The sequence below is a fragment of the Neisseria flava genome (genome assembly GCF_982712965.1).
Genome location: NZ_CEXQBZ010000114.1, coordinates 52,139 through 70,124 on the forward strand (window position 1 = coordinate 52,139; position 17,986 = coordinate 70,124).

17 protein-coding genes and 2 pseudogenes are annotated in these 17,986 nt (G+C 46.5%); 15 read left to right on the forward strand and 4 right to left on the reverse strand.

The window, feature by feature from the left end:
- The first annotated feature begins 52 nt into the window (after window positions 1–52).
- Together AC5M9B_RS07070 and AC5M9B_RS07075 are read left to right on the forward strand one after the other, a co-directional pair.
- A complete protein-coding gene (locus AC5M9B_RS07070) occupies window positions 53–1,150 on the forward strand; it encodes a metallophosphoesterase (protein ID WP_070656710.1) in 1,098 nt (365 codons plus the stop codon).
- Window positions 1,151–1,341: 191 nt separating this feature from the next.
- A complete protein-coding gene (locus AC5M9B_RS07075; protein WP_019269977.1) occupies window positions 1,342–1,938 on the forward strand; it encodes a LemA family protein in 597 nt (198 codons plus the stop codon).
- A gap of 127 nt (window positions 1,939–2,065) precedes the next feature.
- Here the strand turns inward: AC5M9B_RS07075 and AC5M9B_RS07080 are convergent, their stop codons facing one another.
- On the reverse strand, window positions 2,066–2,212 hold the full coding sequence (locus AC5M9B_RS07080) for a hypothetical protein (protein WP_003767024.1): 147 nt from the start codon (window positions 2,210–2,212) through the stop codon (window positions 2,066–2,068).
- Between the two features lie 164 nt (window positions 2,213–2,376).
- Here AC5M9B_RS07080 and AC5M9B_RS07085 point away from each other — a divergent pair.
- Window positions 2,377–2,502 (forward strand): annotated as a pseudogene (locus AC5M9B_RS07085) (IS5/IS1182 family transposase); the annotation flags it as partial.
- 18 nt (window positions 2,503–2,520) lie between these two features.
- Here the strand turns inward: AC5M9B_RS07085 and lgt are convergent.
- Window positions 2,521–3,375, reverse strand: coding sequence for a prolipoprotein diacylglyceryl transferase (gene lgt / locus AC5M9B_RS07090; RefSeq protein ID WP_070656712.1), 855 nt, complete (start codon window positions 3,373–3,375; stop codon window positions 2,521–2,523).
- 112 nt (window positions 3,376–3,487) lie between these two features.
- Complete coding sequence (locus tag AC5M9B_RS07095; RefSeq protein ID WP_070656713.1) at window positions 3,488–4,618, reverse strand: M14 family metallopeptidase; 1,131 nt, start codon at window positions 4,616–4,618, stop codon at window positions 3,488–3,490.
- Window positions 4,619–4,710: 92 nt separating this feature from the next.
- Here AC5M9B_RS07095 and AC5M9B_RS07100 point away from each other — a divergent pair, with 92 nt between their 5' ends.
- Window positions 4,711–4,896: a pseudouridine synthase gene (locus AC5M9B_RS07100; RefSeq protein ID WP_070656714.1), complete on the forward strand. Its 186-nt coding sequence runs from the start codon at window positions 4,711–4,713 to the stop codon at window positions 4,894–4,896.
- A gap of 30 nt (window positions 4,897–4,926) precedes the next feature.
- The gene (argB, locus tag AC5M9B_RS07105) at window positions 4,927–5,817 is read left to right on the forward strand and encodes an acetylglutamate kinase (RefSeq protein WP_487648433.1); all 891 of its coding nucleotides are present in this window, start codon (window positions 4,927–4,929) and stop codon (window positions 5,815–5,817) included.
- Between the two features lie 149 nt (window positions 5,818–5,966).
- On the opposite strand, the gene ppx is transcribed toward argB, so the two are convergent.
- A complete protein-coding gene (gene ppx, locus AC5M9B_RS07110; protein WP_070656716.1) occupies window positions 5,967–7,475 on the reverse strand; it encodes an exopolyphosphatase in 1,509 nt (502 codons plus the stop codon).
- A gap of 259 nt (window positions 7,476–7,734) precedes the next feature.
- Between ppx and AC5M9B_RS07115 the strand changes: the two genes are divergently transcribed.
- From AC5M9B_RS07115 to AC5M9B_RS07160, 10 genes and pseudogenes are all read left to right on the forward strand, one after another.
- The gene (locus tag AC5M9B_RS07115) at window positions 7,735–8,364 is read left to right on the forward strand and encodes a lytic transglycosylase domain-containing protein (RefSeq protein ID WP_039855687.1); all 630 of its coding nucleotides are present in this window, start codon (window positions 7,735–7,737) and stop codon (window positions 8,362–8,364) included.
- Between the two features lie 130 nt (window positions 8,365–8,494).
- Window positions 8,495–9,877, forward strand: a complete 1,383-nt coding sequence (locus tag AC5M9B_RS07120; protein ID WP_070656717.1) for an MFS transporter — start codon at window positions 8,495–8,497, stop codon at window positions 9,875–9,877.
- A gap of 3 nt (window positions 9,878–9,880) precedes the next feature.
- The gene (locus tag AC5M9B_RS07125) at window positions 9,881–10,396 is read left to right on the forward strand and encodes a single-stranded DNA-binding protein (protein ID WP_070656718.1); all 516 of its coding nucleotides are present in this window, start codon (window positions 9,881–9,883) and stop codon (window positions 10,394–10,396) included.
- Window positions 10,397–10,545: 149 nt separating this feature from the next.
- Window positions 10,546–11,823, forward strand: a complete 1,278-nt coding sequence (locus tag AC5M9B_RS07130) for a site-specific integrase (RefSeq protein ID WP_070656719.1) — start codon at window positions 10,546–10,548, stop codon at window positions 11,821–11,823.
- Window positions 11,813–12,616, forward strand: coding sequence for an integrase (locus AC5M9B_RS07135; RefSeq protein ID WP_487648434.1), 804 nt, complete (start codon window positions 11,813–11,815; stop codon window positions 12,614–12,616). The genes AC5M9B_RS07130 and AC5M9B_RS07135 overlap by 11 nt, the downstream gene beginning before the upstream one ends.
- Window positions 12,617–12,631: 15 nt before the next feature.
- Window positions 12,632–13,333, forward strand: a complete 702-nt coding sequence (locus AC5M9B_RS07140; protein ID WP_487648435.1) for a tyrosine-type recombinase/integrase — start codon at window positions 12,632–12,634, stop codon at window positions 13,331–13,333.
- 2 nt (window positions 13,334–13,335) lie between these two features.
- Window positions 13,336–15,378 (forward strand): integrase, encoded by a 2,043-nt coding sequence (locus AC5M9B_RS07145; RefSeq protein WP_070495264.1) that lies wholly within the window; start codon window positions 13,336–13,338, stop codon window positions 15,376–15,378.
- A gap of 1 nt (window position 15,379) precedes the next feature.
- Window positions 15,380–15,790 (forward strand): hypothetical protein, encoded by a 411-nt coding sequence (locus AC5M9B_RS07150; protein WP_003756631.1) that lies wholly within the window; start codon window positions 15,380–15,382, stop codon window positions 15,788–15,790.
- Between the two features lie 557 nt (window positions 15,791–16,347).
- On the forward strand, window positions 16,348–17,130 hold the full coding sequence (locus AC5M9B_RS07155; RefSeq protein ID WP_029609556.1) for a hypothetical protein: 783 nt from the start codon (window positions 16,348–16,350) through the stop codon (window positions 17,128–17,130).
- A gap of 113 nt (window positions 17,131–17,243) precedes the next feature.
- Window positions 17,244–17,905, forward strand: a pseudogene (locus AC5M9B_RS07160) (phosphoesterase).
- Window positions 17,906–17,986 lie beyond the last annotated feature (81 nt).

The following is a 17,986-nucleotide window of genomic DNA, read 5'->3' on the forward strand; positions in this document are numbered from 1 at the left end:
GGATTATGATAGAATCCGCCGTTTGTGTTTTGATTTTCAACAGGTTCGCTTTATGTTTGGCACGATGTTTCTGATTATGATTGTATTGCTCCAACTTTTCACGTTCGGGCTGGGGCGTTCGTTGCAATGGCTGTTCGCGCCGGTGGTCGGGAAGGCGGGCAGGCGTTGGCTGATGGGCGTGTCGTATTTCGTGACCAACGGCTTGCTGGCGGGGCTTTTGTTGGAGTTGGGACATTTTATGTTCCGCATGATGGCGTTTTGGATGGTGTTGCTGCTGTTTGTGATGTATGCGGCACTGGCGACGTTTCTCCTGTTTCTGCTGTTGCGCAAATTCGTGGCAAGCCGGTCGCTGTCGCGCAGCCTGCGGCTGTTTGCGCCTCTGTTTGTGTTCGGCTTGATCGGCTTTGGGCTGTACAACGCCTATACGCCCGTCGTCCGTCATCAGACCATCGTGATTGATAAGAAAATGGACAAACCGCTGCGCATCGGCGTGGCAAGCGACCTGCACTTGGGGATTTTGTTCGGCGCGCGGCAACTGGATAAGCTTGTCGACATCATGAACCGCGAAAAAGTCGATTTAATCCTGTTGCCGGGCGATTTGATGGACGACAACGTCGATGCCTACCGCAAAGAGAATATGCAGCCGCATCTAGGTCGTCTGAAAGCGCCGCTGGGCGTTTACGCGACTTTGGGCAATCACGATATGTTCGGCGACAGCGCGCGCATCCGTCATGACCTCGAAGCGGCAGGCATTACCGTACTCGGCAATCAAGTGTTGCAACACGATGCGTTCCTGCTCGTCGGCCGCAATGATGATTTGGATCACGACCGTCCGTCTGTCGCGCAGTTGCTGGAAAACCACAATACCGACCAGCCTGTTTTACTAATGGACCACCGCCCGACCGAAGTCGAGGCGCACGCCACGCTGCCTATTGACGTTCAAGTTTCCGGCCATGTCCACAACGGTCAAATCGCGCCGGCAAACCTGATTGTGCGTACTTTATACCGTCTTGCCTACGGCTACGAGGAAATCGGCGGAAGACACTTTTTTGTTACGTCCGGCTACGGTTTCTGGGGGATTCCGCTGCGCTTGGGTTCGCAGTCGGAAGTGTGGGTGATTGATGTGAAGGGAAGTAATTTATTGAAATGAAGATATAAGGTGTATGAAAAAGGTCGTCTGAAGCAAAATTCGGACGGCCTTTTTTATGACTTATGGGCAAAAAAATCTATTTGGGCTATAATACCATCAAACTAAATCAACTCTGCGGATTGGTTTTCGTTCGCGAAAAATCTGCAAAATACTCAACACATTACTTCAATAAATAATCAAGGATGAGCATTATGGGAATCATTAGTCTTATTTTCATCGCCGTGATATTGGGCTTTCTGCTGATTAATTTCAAACAAAAGCTCAGCCGTTGTAAAAAAGATTACCAAGAATCTTTCGTTGCATTGCGTATCGCTTTGGCGTGTAGGCACCAGGCAGTCAGACATGTTTTAGATGCGTCAAAAATCTACTTGGGGCGCGAAGGTGGCGATATGGATAAAGGTTTGTTGTCCGCCTGTGGCGATGCAGAAGCGGTATTGAGCCAGGCATCCAAATCTTTTTCGCCGGAATCGCTCTCCCGCCTGTGCAATGCGGAAGCAGAATTAAACAAATTGCTCCGAAGCTTGCAAGAAGCTTTGGAAAAAAACTTAAAACAACGACCCGACGAAGGGTTGAAAAGCCAGCTTGAAATGCTGGATGCGGCTGAAAACGACGTTGTTTCCGCGCGCCGTGCTTACAACCGTTCCGCAGAACGCTACAACCGCATACTGAGAAAGTCCATGAGCGGAATTATTGCGAAAGTATTGGGTTATCATGTCAAAGCAAGCCTGATTAAATTTGAAGACAACAATGGCCCTCAAATGAGCAAACATTTACTCGCACGCTCGTAATCCTTGTTCGAAAGTATGACGAGTTTGGATGGGAACCCCTTTATTGTCATCATCCCTCGTGCAATAAAAAGGTCGTCTGAAAACCTGGAACATGGTTTTCAGACGACCTTTGTTTTTCAAAACGGAATCAACCGCCGCATGCGCCGCAGCAGCCGCCTTCGCTGTGGCCGCCGCGTTTTTCTTCGTTGTTGACTACGGGCAGCTCGACTTCTTCAGATTGTTCTTTTTTGTCTTCGGGCAGGTCGTTGACTTTGATTTTGTTTTCTTCTGACATTTTAGGCTCTCTTTAAAAAAGGGTGGAAAGGTGTGCCAAGATACCATCGGGCGGCGGATAAACCAAGTCGGATTTAAGATTTTTTGCGATTCGGTTTGATGAATCGCAAATCGTGCCGGGTTAGGATGGTTGATGTGCGGCTGATATGATGACGGGACGCTTGTTATAGTGGATTAACTTTAAATCAGGACAAGGCGACGAAGCCGCAGACAGTACAAATAGTACGGCAAGGCGAGGCAACGCCGTACTGGTTTAAAGTTAATCCACTATATCGCGTCCCGCTTGGGTTTTCAGACGGCCTTTGGGCATCAGTTCAGGCGGTTTTTCTTACCGAACCAGACAAAACCGATCGCACCCAAAACAATCATCGGAACGCTCAACCATTGTCCCATCGACAAGCCCAAGGTGAGCAGGCCGAGATAGTCGTCGGGCTGGCGGGCGTATTCGGCGATGAAGCGGAAGAAGCCGTAGCCGCCGAGGAAGAGGGAGGCGACTTGTCCGGTCGGACGCGGTTTTTTGGAGAAAATCCATACGACGATGAAGAGGCAGATGCCTTCCAGCGCGAATTGGTAGAGTTGCGAAGGGTGGCGCGGCAGCATGTGGTATTGCTGCATCCATTCTGCCCAAAGCGGGTTGCGCACGGCGGCATTGAGGTCTTCTGCGCGTGCTTGCGGGAAGCCCATTGCCCAAAAGGCGTTGATGTCGGTAATACGGCCCCAGAGTTCGCCGTTGATGAAGTTGCCGATACGACCGGAAGCCAAGCCCAGCGGAACGAGCGGCGCAACAAAATCCATGGTTTTCAAGGTACTGATTTTGTGTTTGCGGCTGAACAGCCACATGGCGATGACGACGCCCAAGAAGCCGCCGTGGAACGACATGCCGCCTTCCCAGACTTTGATCATGTCAAGCGGATGTTCGAGGTAGTATGAGAATTTGTAAAACAGGATATAGCCGAGTCGTCCGCCGAGTATGACGCCTACAACGCCCCAAGTCAGGAAGTCGTCGAGCATTTCTTGGGTAAAGGCGGTGTTGCCTTGCTTGATGCGGCGGCGTCCCAGCCATAGGAAAAGCATAAAACCGACGATATAGCTGAGGGCATACCAGCGGATGGCGACTGGTCCGATACTGATTGCAATGGGGTCAAACTGCGGATGTATCATCATGATGTGTGTTCCTTATTGGAAGGGCGGTTTATGTGTTTTTAGCCCGACAAAGGTCGTCTGAAAATCCCGATTTGAATTTTCAGACGACCTTTTGTGTGATGGGGAGAAATAATTATCGTAAATCATCGACAACGTTCAAGACAGCCGACAACATGGCTTCGCCCAAGCGCAGGGAGCGTTGACCGTTCCAGCCGAAGTCGTCGTCGGGCAGGTTGGCGTTGTCTTTAAACGGCATTTCCAGCGTATAGGCGAGGCAGTCGAAATGGTTGCCCACCCAGTTGGTCGCGAGCGTCATGTTTGCCTGACCGGGTGCGTCTTTTTCATAGCCGTATTCGTCTTGGAAGTCGGGGCTGGCGGAGAGCAGGGCGGCTTTGAACTGCGTTTCCAGCGCGGCGATGCGCGGATTGTAGTTCGGCACGCCTTCCGTACCGGCGACAAAGACAAACGGCAAGGCTTCGTCGCCATGAATGTCCAAGAACAAATCCACGCCGGTTTCCAGCATTTTTTCGCGCACGAGGAATACTTCCGGGCTTTTTTCCAAAGTCGGGGTTTCCCATTCGCGGTTGAGGTTCGCGCCGGCGGCATTGGTGCGCAGGTTGCCCAAGACCGAGCCGTCGGGGTTCATGTTCGGCACGATGTAGAAAGTGGCGCGGTCGAGCAGGATGCGCGCGGTCGGGTCTTGCGGGTCGAGCAGGCGGCCGAGCAGACCTTCTATAAACCATTCCGCCATCGTTTCGCCCGGATGCTGGCGCGCGATAATCCAAATTTTCATGTCGCTTTCGACTTGGTTGCCGATGGTCAGCAGATTGATATCACGGCCTTGCACGGTGCTGCCCAAGTCGTCGATGCGGCAAAGCCCGCTGCCTTGCGCGTCACCCAAGAGGTTTAAATGCTGCTCGTGGGAATAGGGTTCGAAATAGGCGTAGTAAACGCTGTTGGACAAGGGCGTATGGTTGATGGTCAACACGCCGTTTTCGTATTCGGTCGGGACGCGGAACCAATTTTGCCGGTCGTAAGAGGCGCACGCCTGATAACCTTCCCAGCCTTCGGGATAGGCCGAATCCGCCGCGTTTTCAAAGTGCATTACGCAATTTTGATACGCCGCACCTTGCAGGCGGAAATAAAACCATTGGGCGAAATCGGAAGCGTTGTCCGGACGCAGCTCGAGGCGGATATTGGCGGGGTTGGTCAGGTCTTTGACGACGACGGAGCCGGCATCAAATTGAGTGCTGATTTTAATCATGGGAGAGTCCTCGGTATATCGGGCAAACCGGATAACCGTTGTTTGAGAAAATGTTTGGGCGATACCGTATCCGTCGGCGACGGCAAACCGATATGCCCGAATCCGTTGATTCTACCATTCCGATGGGCGCATCCTCAACCGATAAGGGTTGCGGAATGTTGTTTCAGACGACCTTTGACGTTAAGATAAGGCAGTTTGGCTTTAAATCATGGCAAGACGGCAAAGCCGAAGAAACTAGCGGAGCCGATTTGTACCGATTCCAAGCGAATCCGCTATAATGATTAAATTGTTAATAATGAGGCACGATTATGAGCGAATCCCACTCCATTTCCGCAGCCGACAAAGCGCGCATTTTAGCCGAAGCCCTGCCGTATATCCGCCATTTTTCCGGCTCCGTCATCGTCATCAAATACGGCGGCAACGCCATGACCGAGCCTGCTTTGAAAGAAGGCTTCGCCCGCGATGTCGTCTTGCTCAAATTGGTGGGCATCCACCCCGTCATCGTCCACGGCGGCGGACCGCAAATTAATGAAATGTTGGAAAAAATCGGTAAAAAAGGCGAATTCGTACAAGGCATGCGCGTGACCGACGGCGAAACGATGGACATCGTAGAAATGGTGTTGGGCGGTCATGTCAACAAAGAAATCGTCTCGCTGATTAATTTACACGGCGGACGCGCGGTCGGTGTCACCGGACGCGACAACCACTTCATCAAAGCGAAAAAACTGCTGGTCGATACGCCCGAGCAGGCAGGTGTGGACATCGGACAGGTCGGCACGGTCGAAAGCATAGACGTACGCCTGATTGAAGGCTTGATTGAACGCGGCTGTATCCCTGTTGTCGCCCCCATCGGTGTCGGCGAAAAAGGCGAAGCGTTTAACATCAACGCCGACTTGGTCGCAGGCAAACTGGCGGAAGAGTTAAACGCGGAAAAACTGATGTTGATGACCAATATCGCCGGCGTGATGGACAAAGAAGGCAACCTCTTGACCAACCTTACGCCAAGCCGTATCAACGAATTAATCGCAGACGGCACGCTCTACGGCGGTATGTTGCCCAAAATCAGCTCTGCCGTCGAAGCGGCAAGCAACGGCGTTAAAGCGACACATATCATCGACGGCCGCCTGCCCAACGCGCTTTTACTGGAAATTTTCACCGATGCGGGCATAGGCTCGATGATTTTGGGCGAAAGTTCATAACGACCCGCAGATGAGTCAAGGCTTGCCGAACAGCAGGCCTTGTAAATGCCCGAATACTAAATACACAAAAGGTCGTCTGAAAACCTGTTTCAACGTTCATAGAGAATGCTGAAACGGATTTTCAGACGACCTTTTTGCCATTTTCAATCCTATTGAGGCTGCACGTTGAAAGGCATATCGATTTTCTGCCATTGCGCGCTTTCGTAGTCGAGCGCGGCGGCGATTAGGGGGTGTTGTTCGAGCCAGTTTTGGCTGATGCGCAGGATGAAGCCTTTGCCGGTTTCGTCGGCGCGCAGTTGGGTTTGCGGCGGCAAATCCAAAGGCAGGCGGGCGCGGCAGAAGAGTGCGGCGAGGCGCAGGGAGAGGACGGCGTACCAAAGCATTTCGCTGCTGCCGACGATGTCCGCCATTTTTTTCATGTCGCCGCGGTGTCCGATGACCAGTTGCGCGAGTATGGTTTGCTCTTTACGGGAGAATCCGGGCATATCGGCGTTTTCGAGGATGTAGGCGGAGTGTTTGTGGTAGCCGGTGTGGGCGATGTCGAGTCCGATTTCGTGCAGTCTGCCTGCCCAGCCGAGGTATTGTTGCCATTGGGCAAGGTCTTGGACGGTTACGTTTTTGGCGTGGCACAGGCTGTCCATAAAGGCTTGCGCGGTTTCGGCGACGCGTTTGGCTTGGTTGAGGCTGACGTGGTAGCGGTTTTGGAACTCGGCGGTCGTCTGATCACGCATGTCTTCGTTCAAACCGCGTCCGATCAGGTCGTAGAACACGCCGTCGCGCAAGGCGGCTTCGGTAACGGTCATTTTAGTGAGTTCGAGCTCTTCAAACGCTGCCATCATGACCGCCAGTCCGCCAGCGAACACTTCCACGCGTTCGGGTTTGAGGCTTTCGAATTTGGCTTTTTTGACGGAACCGGCTTCAATGATGCGGTCGGCAAGATGGCGCATGCCTTTGTAGGTGATATCGGCTTCTTGTGGAAACTCGGCGGCGATGAGGTCGCGGATGGATTTGGCGGTGCCGGATGTGCCGATGGCGAAATCCCAGCCTGTGCGCTTCATCATTTTGCTGATGCGCTGGATTTCGTTGCGTGCGGCGGAGATGGCGGCTTGGAAATCTTTGGCGGTGATTTTGTTTTGGAAGAAACGCAGGCTGTACGTGACGCAGCCTAAGGGCAGACTCTCGGTTGCGAGCGGGTGCAGGTCGGAGCCGATAACAAATTCGGTTGAGCCGCCGCCGATGTCGATGACGAGCATTTTGTCGCCGTTGGGCGGAAGGGTGTGAACGACGCCGGTGTAAATAAGACGGGCTTCTTCACGGCCGGCAATGATTTCGATGGGGAAGCCCAGTGCGGCTTCGGCTTTAGGTAGGAATTGGGCGATATTTTTTGCTACGCGGAAGGTATTGGTCGCCACGACGCGCACTTGTTCGGGTCTGAACCCGCGCAGCCGTTCGCCGAATTTTGCCAAACAGTCCAAGGCGCGTTCTTGGGATTCTTCGCTGAGGTTTTTATGTTCGTCCAAACCGGCGGCAAAGCGCACCATTTGTTTGAAGGAATCAATGACTTTTAGTTGTCCGTTGTTGTTTTCGCAAACTTGGAGGCGGAAGCTGTTGGAACCTAAATCGACGGATGCCAGGACGTTGGTAGGCGTAGTGGTCATGAAAAAATACCGGTGGATAAACGAAGGTCTAATGTTACTCTGTCCCGCCGTTGATTGACAATATCGCAAATCAACTTTAAACCGCCGCAATTCTGCTTCAAGTCAATCCATTTATACATTTATAAATGATGCACGCTGCCTTTGATTCTGCACAGAGATATTCTTATAATATCCGTTTTGCAAACGTCAAAAGGTCGTCTGAAAACGAAAATAGGTTTTTCAGACGACCTTTAAACCGACTAAACGAATGACAGAACACATGAAAACGGAAAATCTGATCCTCACACCCGAATCCCCGTCCCGCCGCCGCTTTTTACTGGCAGGTGGCGCATTGCTGCTCAGCCCTACCGCCGCACTCGCCGGTGCGCAACGTGAAGAAACGCTTGCCGACGATGTCGCTTCGGTCATGCGCAGCTCTATCAACAATGTCAACCCGCCGCGTCTCGTGTTCGCCGATCCGAACGAAGGCGAACGCTGGCTGGCGGCAATGTCCTCCCGCCTTGCCCGCTACGTTCCCGATGCCGCCGAACGCCGCCGTCTGCTGGTCAACATCCAATACGAAAGCAGCCGTGCGGGCTTGAATACCCAAGTGATTTTGGGTTTGATCGAAGTCGAGAGCGCGTTCCGCCAATACGCCATCAGCGGCGTCGGCGCGCGCGGGCTGATGCAGGTCATGCCGTTTTGGAAAAACTATATCGGCAAACCTTCGCACAACCTGTTCGACATCCGCACCAACCTGCGCTACGGCTGCACCATCCTGCGCCACTACAACAATATCGAAAAAGGCAACATCGTCCGCGCTTTGGCGCGCTTCAACGGCAGCTTGGGCAGCAACAAATACCCCAACGCCGTCTTAGGCGCGTGGCGCAACCGTTGGCAGTGGGGTTGAATCGCGGTTTATAAACGGCTGCGGTCTGTGCAAATGCAAACCCTTTTGAATCCTGTATAATCCGCACATCTATCAATTTCAAAATTTCAGACGACCTCTGAATCCTACAGGGTCGTCTGAAAAACCGTTTATGGCAAAAGACAACCGCATCCAAATGTTCCCGCACGAATGGCGTGCCAGCACCACCCTCTCCGGCGTTTACGCACTGCGTATGTTGGGGATGTTCTTGGTTCTTCCTGTTTTGTCCTTATATGCCGCCTCATTGCCCGGCGCAGAAAACAACAAAACCTTGGTCGGTCTGGCAATGGGCATCTACGGACTGACGCAGGCCTTGCTGCAACTGCCTTTGGGCATCGCTTCCGATAAGTTCGGACGCAAAAAAACCATTTATGTCGGACTGATTGTCTTTGCCGCCGGTAGTTTTCTTGCCGCCGCCGCGAACTCATTGCCCATGCTGGTTGCCGCGCGCGCCATTCAAGGGGCAGGCGCAGTCAGCGCCGCAGTTACCGCGCTGCTTGCCGACTTGACTCGAGACGGTGTGCGTACCCGCGCAATGGCGATGATAGGCTTGAGCATAGGTTTGACCTTTTCCGTCAGCCTGGTGGTTGCGCCGATGATTGCCGACATTATCGGCGTTCCCGGATTATTTATGCTGACCGGTATCCTGACCGTCATCAGCATAGGCGTTGTCGCTTGGATGACCCCCGATCCCGAAGTATCCAAGCTGCATGAAGACACACAGGCGCAGCCCTCTCGTATGGGCGAAGTCCTCCGCGACCGCCAGCTTCTCAACCTAGATTTCGGCATTTTCGCGCTGCACGCCGCACAAATGGCGTTGTTCACCGCCCTGCCGTTTGCCATGACGCAGCTCGGTTTGGAAAAAATCCAGCATTGGAAAGTCTATCTGCCCTCGACCATTACAGGGCTGGTGATTATGATTCCCCTCATCATCATCGGCGAAACCCGCAACAAGCTCAAACAAGTCTTTATTCTCGGCATCGCCTGCATTGCAGCGGCGCAAATCGGCTTATTGTTCGGCATGCACTCGATTTGGCTGATTACCGCCTATCTGATTGTTTACTTTATCGGCTTCAACGTATTGGAAGCCAGCCTGCCGTCCATGGTGTCTAAGATTGCGCCATCCGATTTGAAAGGCACGGCAATGGGCGTTTACAATACCATGCAGTCCGTCGGGCTGTTTGTGGGCGGAGCAAGCGGCGGATGGCTGTTCCAACAATATGGCTTTGCAGGCGTTTTCACCTTTTGCAGCGCGTTGATGCTGCTATGGCTGGTCATCGCCGTACTCGCGCCCGCGCCCAAACCCGTCAAAAACCTCAGCTATCCCGTCAGCCCCGCATGGCAGGAAAAACACGATTCGCTCTACCAAGCATTGTCCCAAGTCGAAGGCGTCGAAAGCATTACCTTCAGCGCAGACAAACAAACCATTTACATCAAGGCGTTGCAAAAAGGATTTGACCAAGAGGCCGCCGAAAACATCATCACAGGAGTTTAAAAAATGTCATTAAACAAAGTCATCCTTATCGGCCGTCTCGGTCGCGACCCCGAAGTCCGCTACATGCCCAACGGCGAAGCCGTCTGCAATTTCAGCGTCGCCACCAGCGAAACTTGGAACGACCGCAACGGTCAACGCGTAGAGCGTACCGAATGGCACAACATCACCATGTACCGCCGCCTCGCCGAAATCGCCGGACAATACCTGAAAAAAGGCAGCCAAGTGTATCTGGAAGGCCGCATCCAAAGCCGTAAATACCAAGGCAAAGACGGCATCGAACGTACCGCATATGACATCATCGCCAACGAAATGAAAATGCTCGGCGGCCGCAACGACAACAGCGGCGGCGCACCTTACGACGACGGCGGTTACAACCAAGGCGGCTACCAACAACAAGCGCCGCAACAACAATACCAAGCCGCCCCGCAAAACCAAGAGCCTCCCGCAGCCCCCCGCCGCCAAGCTCCCGCCGCACCGGCTGCTCCAGTTGAAGACATCGACGACGATATTCCCTTTTGAATTCTGTATACTTGAATTTTGTAAAAAATAAATCATCAAAACCCAGAGAAACCTTATATAGCAAGGTTTCTCTTTTTTTACACATATTTTGACTTTTGTTATCTTCTTTGTTAGTATTTATATATATTAACTCTGTAAATTTAGTAGATATGTATAGACTAGAAACAATCCTGTTTTCAAATGGAGAACGCTTTTCCCTGTTAGTTAATGAGAAAACTGGTATACCTGATTTTTATTCAACCCTATGGGTAACAGTAGAACTACGTAATCAATCCGCAGTAAATACCATTAGAAATAAACTAGGAACCATACAATGGCTAATGAACTGGGAAAAAGAGAATAATCTTGTTATTAGTGATCTAATTCATAAAGAGATACTCTTAACAGAAAATCAATTAGAATCTCTTATTCAACATATGAGACTAAATGTAAAAAAGCAAAAAAATGTAATTAGTACAAAAAAAAGTGTGTCAATGAAAGGTCGAACTCAATTTATTGATATTTACTCGTCTGTATCCCTTAGTCACCAATATAATAGGCTAACAACACTTTCAGAATACATATTATTTCTATCTAAAGTAATAAGTGTATCTAACGAATATATCAAAAAATTAACAAAATTACTTACGCTAATTAAAGGAGTAAGACCTAAGAATCATAAAGCATTATCTATCAAACCAGAAAGTGAGTTACCCGATGGATTGTTAGATGAGTTTATGTCTATTGCGAACTTTTCAAACCCTAATAATCCGTTTCAAGATATCGGAATAAGAAAAAGAAACCATTTAATGTTTATTTTACTGAAAGAATTAGGAATTAGAAGAGGAGAACTATTATCACTTCAAATACCATTTATCGATATAGGGACTGCTAAACCATCGGTTACAATAAAGCGAACGCATGATGATAAATTTGACACAAGAAAAATTCAGGCAGTTAGTAAAACTAAAGAAAGGCGCTTGCCAATATCACAAAAGATAGCTCAACTACTTAATGATTATATTATGAATTATCGTTCTAAAGTTCCCAATGCGAATACACATCCATATTTGTTTGTAACTCATCGAAAAGGAAAAACTCAAGGGAGTCCAATTAGTACAAGTTCTTTTGACAACGTTATTGTACCAACGATGAAAAAGGTAGATCCAAGATTCTCTATTATTCATCCGCATATTTTTCGTCATGAATGGAACTTATATTTTTCACGAAAAGTAGATAAGAATAATAAAAATTTAAATCATGATTCTTCCCATAAAGATTTTATCTCCCCTGAAAAAGAGGCAAAAATAAGACAGCATCTCATGGGGCATACGTCAGAAAAATCAGGTAATTTCTATAATCAACGTTATATTAGAGAAAAAGCTAACAAGATATTATTAGAACTTCAAATTGAGTTTCAAAAAAAGGTTGATGATTATGAATCATAATAAAATTATTAGACAATCTAGAGATGGATATGTATTTGATGAAAACGAAAATTCTTGGCATATAAGCAAAGAAATAAAGATTAATTTTTCTAAACACATATTAGGAATTAATAAAAAAACATTAGAAGGGTTTAGAAAGACATTAGCAATATATGCCGAAAAATATTCAAGTTATCACGTATCTCACATGTACCAACAGTTCCAACGATTAGTAATTTCAACTAGATTAGAAAATATTAGCGTGCCAATAATCTTGGATTGGAAAAATAAATTAGGAAAAGAACGTGAATGGTATTTAGGTTCATTAAAAGGTTTTTTGCTCTCGTGGTACGAGTATGGTTATTATGGAGTTGATAAAGCTGTTGCATCTCTACTAGAAAGCTTTACTTTGAGTGGAAATGATAAAGGTAAATCGGTAATAATGAGATGCCCTTATACGGGAGCATTTACTGAAAATGAAATTTTAGCTTTAATGACAGAGCTGGCTAGACTTTGGAAAGAAGATCTTATTTCATTTGAAACATATACATATATCCACTTACTTCAAGCTACTGCAAGAAGACCTATTCAAATACGACATTTAAAATTTGAAGACTTGAAAAAAGAAGCTTCTCAAGGAACATGGAATTATTTCCTAAATATACCTAGTGCTAAAAAGAGAGGTGGGTTATTTAGAAAAACATTTAAAAAGATTGCTATTACAGAGGACTTGTATTTAGTTCTCTTAAACTTTTTAGAATATCAGTATAAAAAATTGCTTAGCCTAGTTGATGAAACATTTATATCAGATTAAAAAATGAAATTACCAATGTTTATTGATTGGCGTTTTCTGAAGAATAATATAAAAAATAGGAATTTTGATCTTTCATTATTAGAATTAGATATTTTTCATTACTCGAGCTCTTCATTAGAACTAAATGTATTACGAAAATTCTGTATACATCAAAAAGCTGTTTCAGAGCGAACAGGTGAAATTATTCATGTTAATGCAAGACGTTTTCGTCATACAAGGGGGACTAACCTAGGGAGAAAAGGAGTTGGTGCAGCGATTATAGCAGAACTACTAGATCACTCAGATACACAAAATGTGAAAGTCTATACTGAAAATACAGCGGATACAGTGCAATATATTGATCGCGTTATGGGTGCTGAAATGGGAAAACTAGCCCAAGCATTCGTTGGCAGAATTATTTCTAATTTGAATGAAAGTGAGAGAGGATTTGATCCAACATCTTTAATAACTAATAACGGAGTAGATACTATAGGCGCATGTGGGACGAATGATTTTTGTATAACTGGTTATGAGACTTGTTATTTATGTCCTAAATTTAGACCTTTGGTTGATGGTCCACATCAACAAATATTAAATAAACTGTATAAAGAGAAAGAAGAACGTTTAAGAAGAACTAAAAGTATAGATTATGCATCTTCTAAGGATCGTATTATATTGGCTGTTGAATATGTTGTTCAAGCGTGTAATGAAATGAAAAAAAATATGGAGGCTCATTAATTATGAATAATACAATTTTTTTCCAAGTACATGAGAATCCAAAATCCAGTTTAGAAAATTTTATCACTTTCTGTAGAAACAAACTTACAGCTTTCGGAAGTGATTGTTGGGACAATAATCAATGGAGAGATACCTTTAATCTTCACAACATTCAAGTTCGTTTTTCCACAGATAGGGTTAAATCTACATCCTATCAATATGAGCCGTTATCTGAACCATTTATTGATTTTGCTAAAGCATACATTCGTTATGTTTACTCTCAGCAACCAGTTCGTCAATTATCACGGCATCTTGAGTCATTACGTATGGTTGAAATGGCTTTATACAATGTAAAAGACAATTGCGATATATTACAACTCGATAATTTAGTCATTAATGAAGTTGAAACCCTTGTATTGAAAAAATATAAAAAAGATACTGAATCAGTCAATAAATTAGGATATCAACTTGAGAAGTTATTTGATTTTTGTCGTGAAAATGGTATTACTCCAAATTTGTCTTTATGGAATAACCCATATAAACGTCCTAGAGATTTAACGATATTGCTTGATGAAAGAGGAAAAGAATACCGTTCAAGTAAAATGCCAACAGATGAAGAAATGATGTTGGTAGCCAAACTCTTTCATGATGCACCAAATTTAGATAAAGAAACTGAGTATTATACAGCAGTTATGGCTCTACTTATGGTTGCTCCATCTCGTTGTTCTGAGTTGATGTCTTTATCTGTTAATTGCTTAGAATGGGAAGAAGATAGCCTAGGAAATAAGCAATTAGGTATTCGATGGATACCTGCAAAAAATGGAAAAGAGGGTTTGAAATGGGTTCCTAGTAGCATGCAAGATGTGATTATTGAAGCAGTCAAACGTTTAACAGATATAGGAGCTTTAGCAAGAAAAGCAGCAAAGTTTGCGGAAGAAAATCCGAACACGGTAATGATATCACCAGATCAAGGTATGCAAGTATCCCATTATTTACCTCAAAAACCTTTAACTGAAATAGAAATAGGTAAGGTTTTAGAAATTAATGGAAAGCATGGGATTAAAACTAAGTGGTTTGAAAAGTTAATGAAAGAAAATAGTGGTGTTATAACTCCCAATGTTTTAGGGAAATACTTATACGAAAAATATACCTCAAAATTCAATTACTGGCCATATATTGATAAAAATAAAAACGTTAAAGCTTCTGAAGCCTTATTATTATTCAGAGAAAATGAATTTCATGATAATTTTCTCCCTAAAAAATTTTCTTTTATATTACCAACAGTAAATCTTATTAATGATAGATTCTGCTATTCTGATACACGCCCTAAAACATCATTATGGGAAAAGCATTGTATAACTACTTCGAAAGGAGAGTTTGTTAGATTGCTATCACACAATGCAAGGCATTGGTTAAGTACAAAAGCTGAGAGAGGTGGAATGGATGAATTAACTTTAGCGAACTGGGCAGGGAGGGCTAGAATTGCAGATAATAAGGCTTATGATCACAGGACAGAAGAAGAAAAAAGTGAAGCAGTTCGGAATTTACTTATTCCCGAGTATGCTTCACTTTTAGATAAAATTCATTTAAATCTTCCAGTAACCTATGAAGACTTAGGAAAAAATAGAATTGGAATTGCAACTATAACGGAGATAGGCATTTGTGAACATGATTATGCAATGTCGCCATGCTCTCGCCATGGGGATTGTGAAACATGTAAAGAACTCGTTTGTATTAAAGGATTAGAATCATCTTTAGAAATATTAAAGCTTAGAGAAATTCAACTTACAGAACAATTTAATAAAGCGAGAGAGCACCATAAATTAGGTGTTTTTGGTGCAGATCGGTGGATAAGTAATTTGGGATGGAGATTAACACATATAAAAACCAAAATTGCATTTTTAGAAAATCGGGAAATTCCAAATGGATCATTATTACGAATTCCTGATGAGTATGACCCTTCCCCAGTTAAATTAGCTTTACAGGAAAAAGGAATGGATATAGACATTCTAGAACCAGATACAGCTAAATTAGACAATGATTTGTATAGACTAATGGAGTTATAATATGCCCAAAATTCTTGTTACAGAAGAACGTTTAGAAGACATTATCATGTTAATTAAGACCTGGGAAGGTAAATTAACTTGGGAATTACTTTGCCACAAAGTTTCAGAATTATTAAATGTTAAAAGTATTGAAAGACAATCCCTAGCTAATTATTCAGATATACAAGGGGCATTTAGCAAACAAAAACATATACTTAAAGAAAAAGCAAAAGCTAACCCAGAACCGAATGTAACAATGGATTATCTGCAAAAGCAAGTTAAGAATTTAAAAGCTCAGGTACAACGTTTGGAAGAAATTAATGAGCGATATAAACAGCAATTTATTGTATGGCAATATAATGCATATATGCATGGTATGACCCAAGTTACTTTAAATAAGCCTCTTATTGCTGTTAACCGTCAACGTAGGTAATTTATAGTATAGGATGTAAGGTAAATTATTTTTACTATAGTAGTCTCTACAAAAGATCGTCTGAAAATCAACTTTCAGACAATCTCTTCACACCTATTAAACTTCTTGATGGGTAGAGTAGAAGACAATTTTCGTCAACATCTACTTCTTCCGGGCAGAGAGATACAGCAGTTTAATGGCGCGTCAAACACTATTATACTGAACTACTTTCCGCTCAAGCCCGCACCGCAGCTTGCAGCAGCCTCCACTAAATCTTAATTTTGTTAACAATATGGATTCGCTCAGCTTCGCTCACGTCTTGCCGGAGACAAGCACGCGGCCATGTATGCAAAAATTTAAGACTGCTGCATGATCATTAATCCCAAAGGTATTCCAAAAATAATTGTCCAAACTGGTTATCGGAACAGGAGCGCGATTGAAGTGTAACGCGAAATTTCAGGCAATCTGCATACCTCGCAATGACTGTGGCTGTCTAAACCCCGCCATTTCAGGAATGAACCATGCCCAACACCCCCATCTCATCCGAACATCCCCACGACAGCACCCTATCCCCCTGCATGCTCACCGACTGGACATTCACGTGCTACCACACGCCCGGTAAATCCGAGTATGCCGTGGTGTACGGCACAGTCGTCCAAGATGGTTCGGGACGTTTTACCGCAGGCAGCCGAATCCGCACCTCGCCCGTTACCCTATGGGCGGCACCGCTGGCTCATACGCACAACTCGGTATATTGCCTGCCGGAAGGTGCAGGTTGCTTTTGCGACCTGCCTGCAACCTTGCAGCCTGCCATCGACTGTTTGGGTATCGACCCTGCCGAAGCGGCCGTTATCCTGCAAAACGCCTTCATGCAGCCTGCACATACCTTGCCTGAAACCGCCTGTTTCGGCGTTCCGGTGATGCAGCCGGCAGGACAGGGCGATTGTCCGGTCGTCATGGAACGCCACATCGCCGAATTGCCGTTCTACCTGTTTTGGCGGGACAGCAGCATCGGTTCGGCCCAAAGCCTGATAGACGGACAAGCCGCCGTGTTTCTGCACGATTGGAACGCATTCTGCCGACGGTTTGTTCGTACCGGCAGACACCGCGGCCAAACCGGCCACACAGGCGACAAAGCCGCAGATGGCCAATACAGCTATTTCGGCCTGCCGATTGTGCATACGCCAGGACAAGACAATGCCCCTGCCGTACCGGAAGCCGACATCGCCAAACTACCGTTTTACACCTATTGGCACACCGCCTGCGCTTCCGATGTGCACCGGTTAGCAGACGGCAAACGCGTTGTGCCCCTTGCCGATTGGGAAGCCTTCTGCCAACGGTTGGTATTGACCGGCAGATAGGCGGGCAAAAAAAGTGCAGGCTGCTTTTTATCGCCCCAACTCCGTTTCAGACGACCTCTAAAGCAGCCTGCACCTTATTTTTCATTGTCAGATGACCAGAAACCGAGTATCCCATGCCTCAAACCTATTTCACAGCCGACTGGCACTTCTCCCATCCCAACATCGCCCGATACTGCCCGCAATTTCGCCTGCAAAGCGATAACGCCGACGAGTTGAACGAATACCTGATCGACTGCTGGAACCGCGTCGTTACCCCGCAAGACACTGTGTGTACAACCTCGGCGATGTCTGCTTTGCCAAAAAGCCCGCACACATCGAAGCCGTGCTGCAACGGCTTAACGGGCAACACCATTTGATTTACGGCAACCACGACTACCTGATTCGGCAAAACGAAGCACATTTCCTCAACACGCGCAAAGCCGACGGCCATCCGTTGCTCTCGTCCGCTAGCCATTACCTGCGGCTCAAACTGCCCGAAATCGGCAATACCGCGATTTTGTGCCACTATCCTTTATACGAATGGGACGGCATCCACCACGGCCTATACCACCTCTACGGCCACCTGCACGACCGCATGGCTGCCGTCAAAGGACGCGCCCTCAATGTCGGCTGGGATATGCACGGCCGTTTCCTGACCGCACAGGATATTGACGGCTTCCTGCGTGATCTGCCTGCCGTTCAGTATTTCGACGACAAGCAAAATGTTATCGTCGGCAACAGCACGGAAGATGCGGCTGCAAAAGTTCGGGCGAGATTGGCAGCATTGAATGAATGAGCTTTTATAGTGGATTAAAATTGCAACGATACGGCGTTACCAACGCCCTTATGTACTATCTGTACACGACGGGCGTTGCCG

What these genes read in the sequence shown, in the direction of transcription:
- AC5M9B_RS07070 (WP_070656710.1), top strand. Translation starts at nt 53, where the DNA reads ATGTTTGGCACGATGTTTCTGATTATGATTGTATTGCTCCAACTTTTC.
- AC5M9B_RS07075 (WP_019269977.1), top strand. Translation starts at nt 1,342, where the DNA reads ATGGGAATCATTAGTCTTATTTTCATCGCCGTGATATTGGGCTTTCTG.
- AC5M9B_RS07080 (WP_003767024.1), bottom strand. Translation starts at nt 2,212, where the DNA reads ATGTCAGAAGAAAACAAAATCAAAGTCAACGACCTGCCCGAAGACAAA.
- lgt (WP_070656712.1), bottom strand. Translation starts at nt 3,375, where the DNA reads ATGATGATACATCCGCAGTTTGACCCCATTGCAATCAGTATCGGACCA.
- AC5M9B_RS07095 (WP_070656713.1), bottom strand. Translation starts at nt 4,618, where the DNA reads ATGATTAAAATCAGCACTCAATTTGATGCCGGCTCCGTCGTCGTCAAA.
- AC5M9B_RS07100 (WP_070656714.1), top strand. Translation starts at nt 4,711, where the DNA reads ATGCCCGAATCCGTTGATTCTACCATTCCGATGGGCGCATCCTCAACC.
- argB (WP_487648433.1), top strand. Translation starts at nt 4,927, where the DNA reads ATGAGCGAATCCCACTCCATTTCCGCAGCCGACAAAGCGCGCATTTTA.
- ppx (WP_070656716.1), bottom strand. Translation starts at nt 7,475, where the DNA reads ATGACCACTACGCCTACCAACGTCCTGGCATCCGTCGATTTAGGTTCC.
- AC5M9B_RS07115 (WP_039855687.1), top strand. Translation starts at nt 7,735, where the DNA reads ATGAAAACGGAAAATCTGATCCTCACACCCGAATCCCCGTCCCGCCGC.
- AC5M9B_RS07120 (WP_070656717.1), top strand. Translation starts at nt 8,495, where the DNA reads ATGGCAAAAGACAACCGCATCCAAATGTTCCCGCACGAATGGCGTGCC.
- AC5M9B_RS07125 (WP_070656718.1), top strand. Translation starts at nt 9,881, where the DNA reads ATGTCATTAAACAAAGTCATCCTTATCGGCCGTCTCGGTCGCGACCCC.
- AC5M9B_RS07130 (WP_070656719.1), top strand. Translation starts at nt 10,546, where the DNA reads ATGTATAGACTAGAAACAATCCTGTTTTCAAATGGAGAACGCTTTTCC.
- AC5M9B_RS07135 (WP_487648434.1), top strand. Translation starts at nt 11,813, where the DNA reads ATGAATCATAATAAAATTATTAGACAATCTAGAGATGGATATGTATTT.
- AC5M9B_RS07140 (WP_487648435.1), top strand. Translation starts at nt 12,632, where the DNA reads ATGTTTATTGATTGGCGTTTTCTGAAGAATAATATAAAAAATAGGAAT.
- AC5M9B_RS07145 (WP_070495264.1), top strand. Translation starts at nt 13,336, where the DNA reads ATGAATAATACAATTTTTTTCCAAGTACATGAGAATCCAAAATCCAGT.
- AC5M9B_RS07150 (WP_003756631.1), top strand. Translation starts at nt 15,380, where the DNA reads ATGCCCAAAATTCTTGTTACAGAAGAACGTTTAGAAGACATTATCATG.
- AC5M9B_RS07155 (WP_029609556.1), top strand. Translation starts at nt 16,348, where the DNA reads ATGCTCACCGACTGGACATTCACGTGCTACCACACGCCCGGTAAATCC.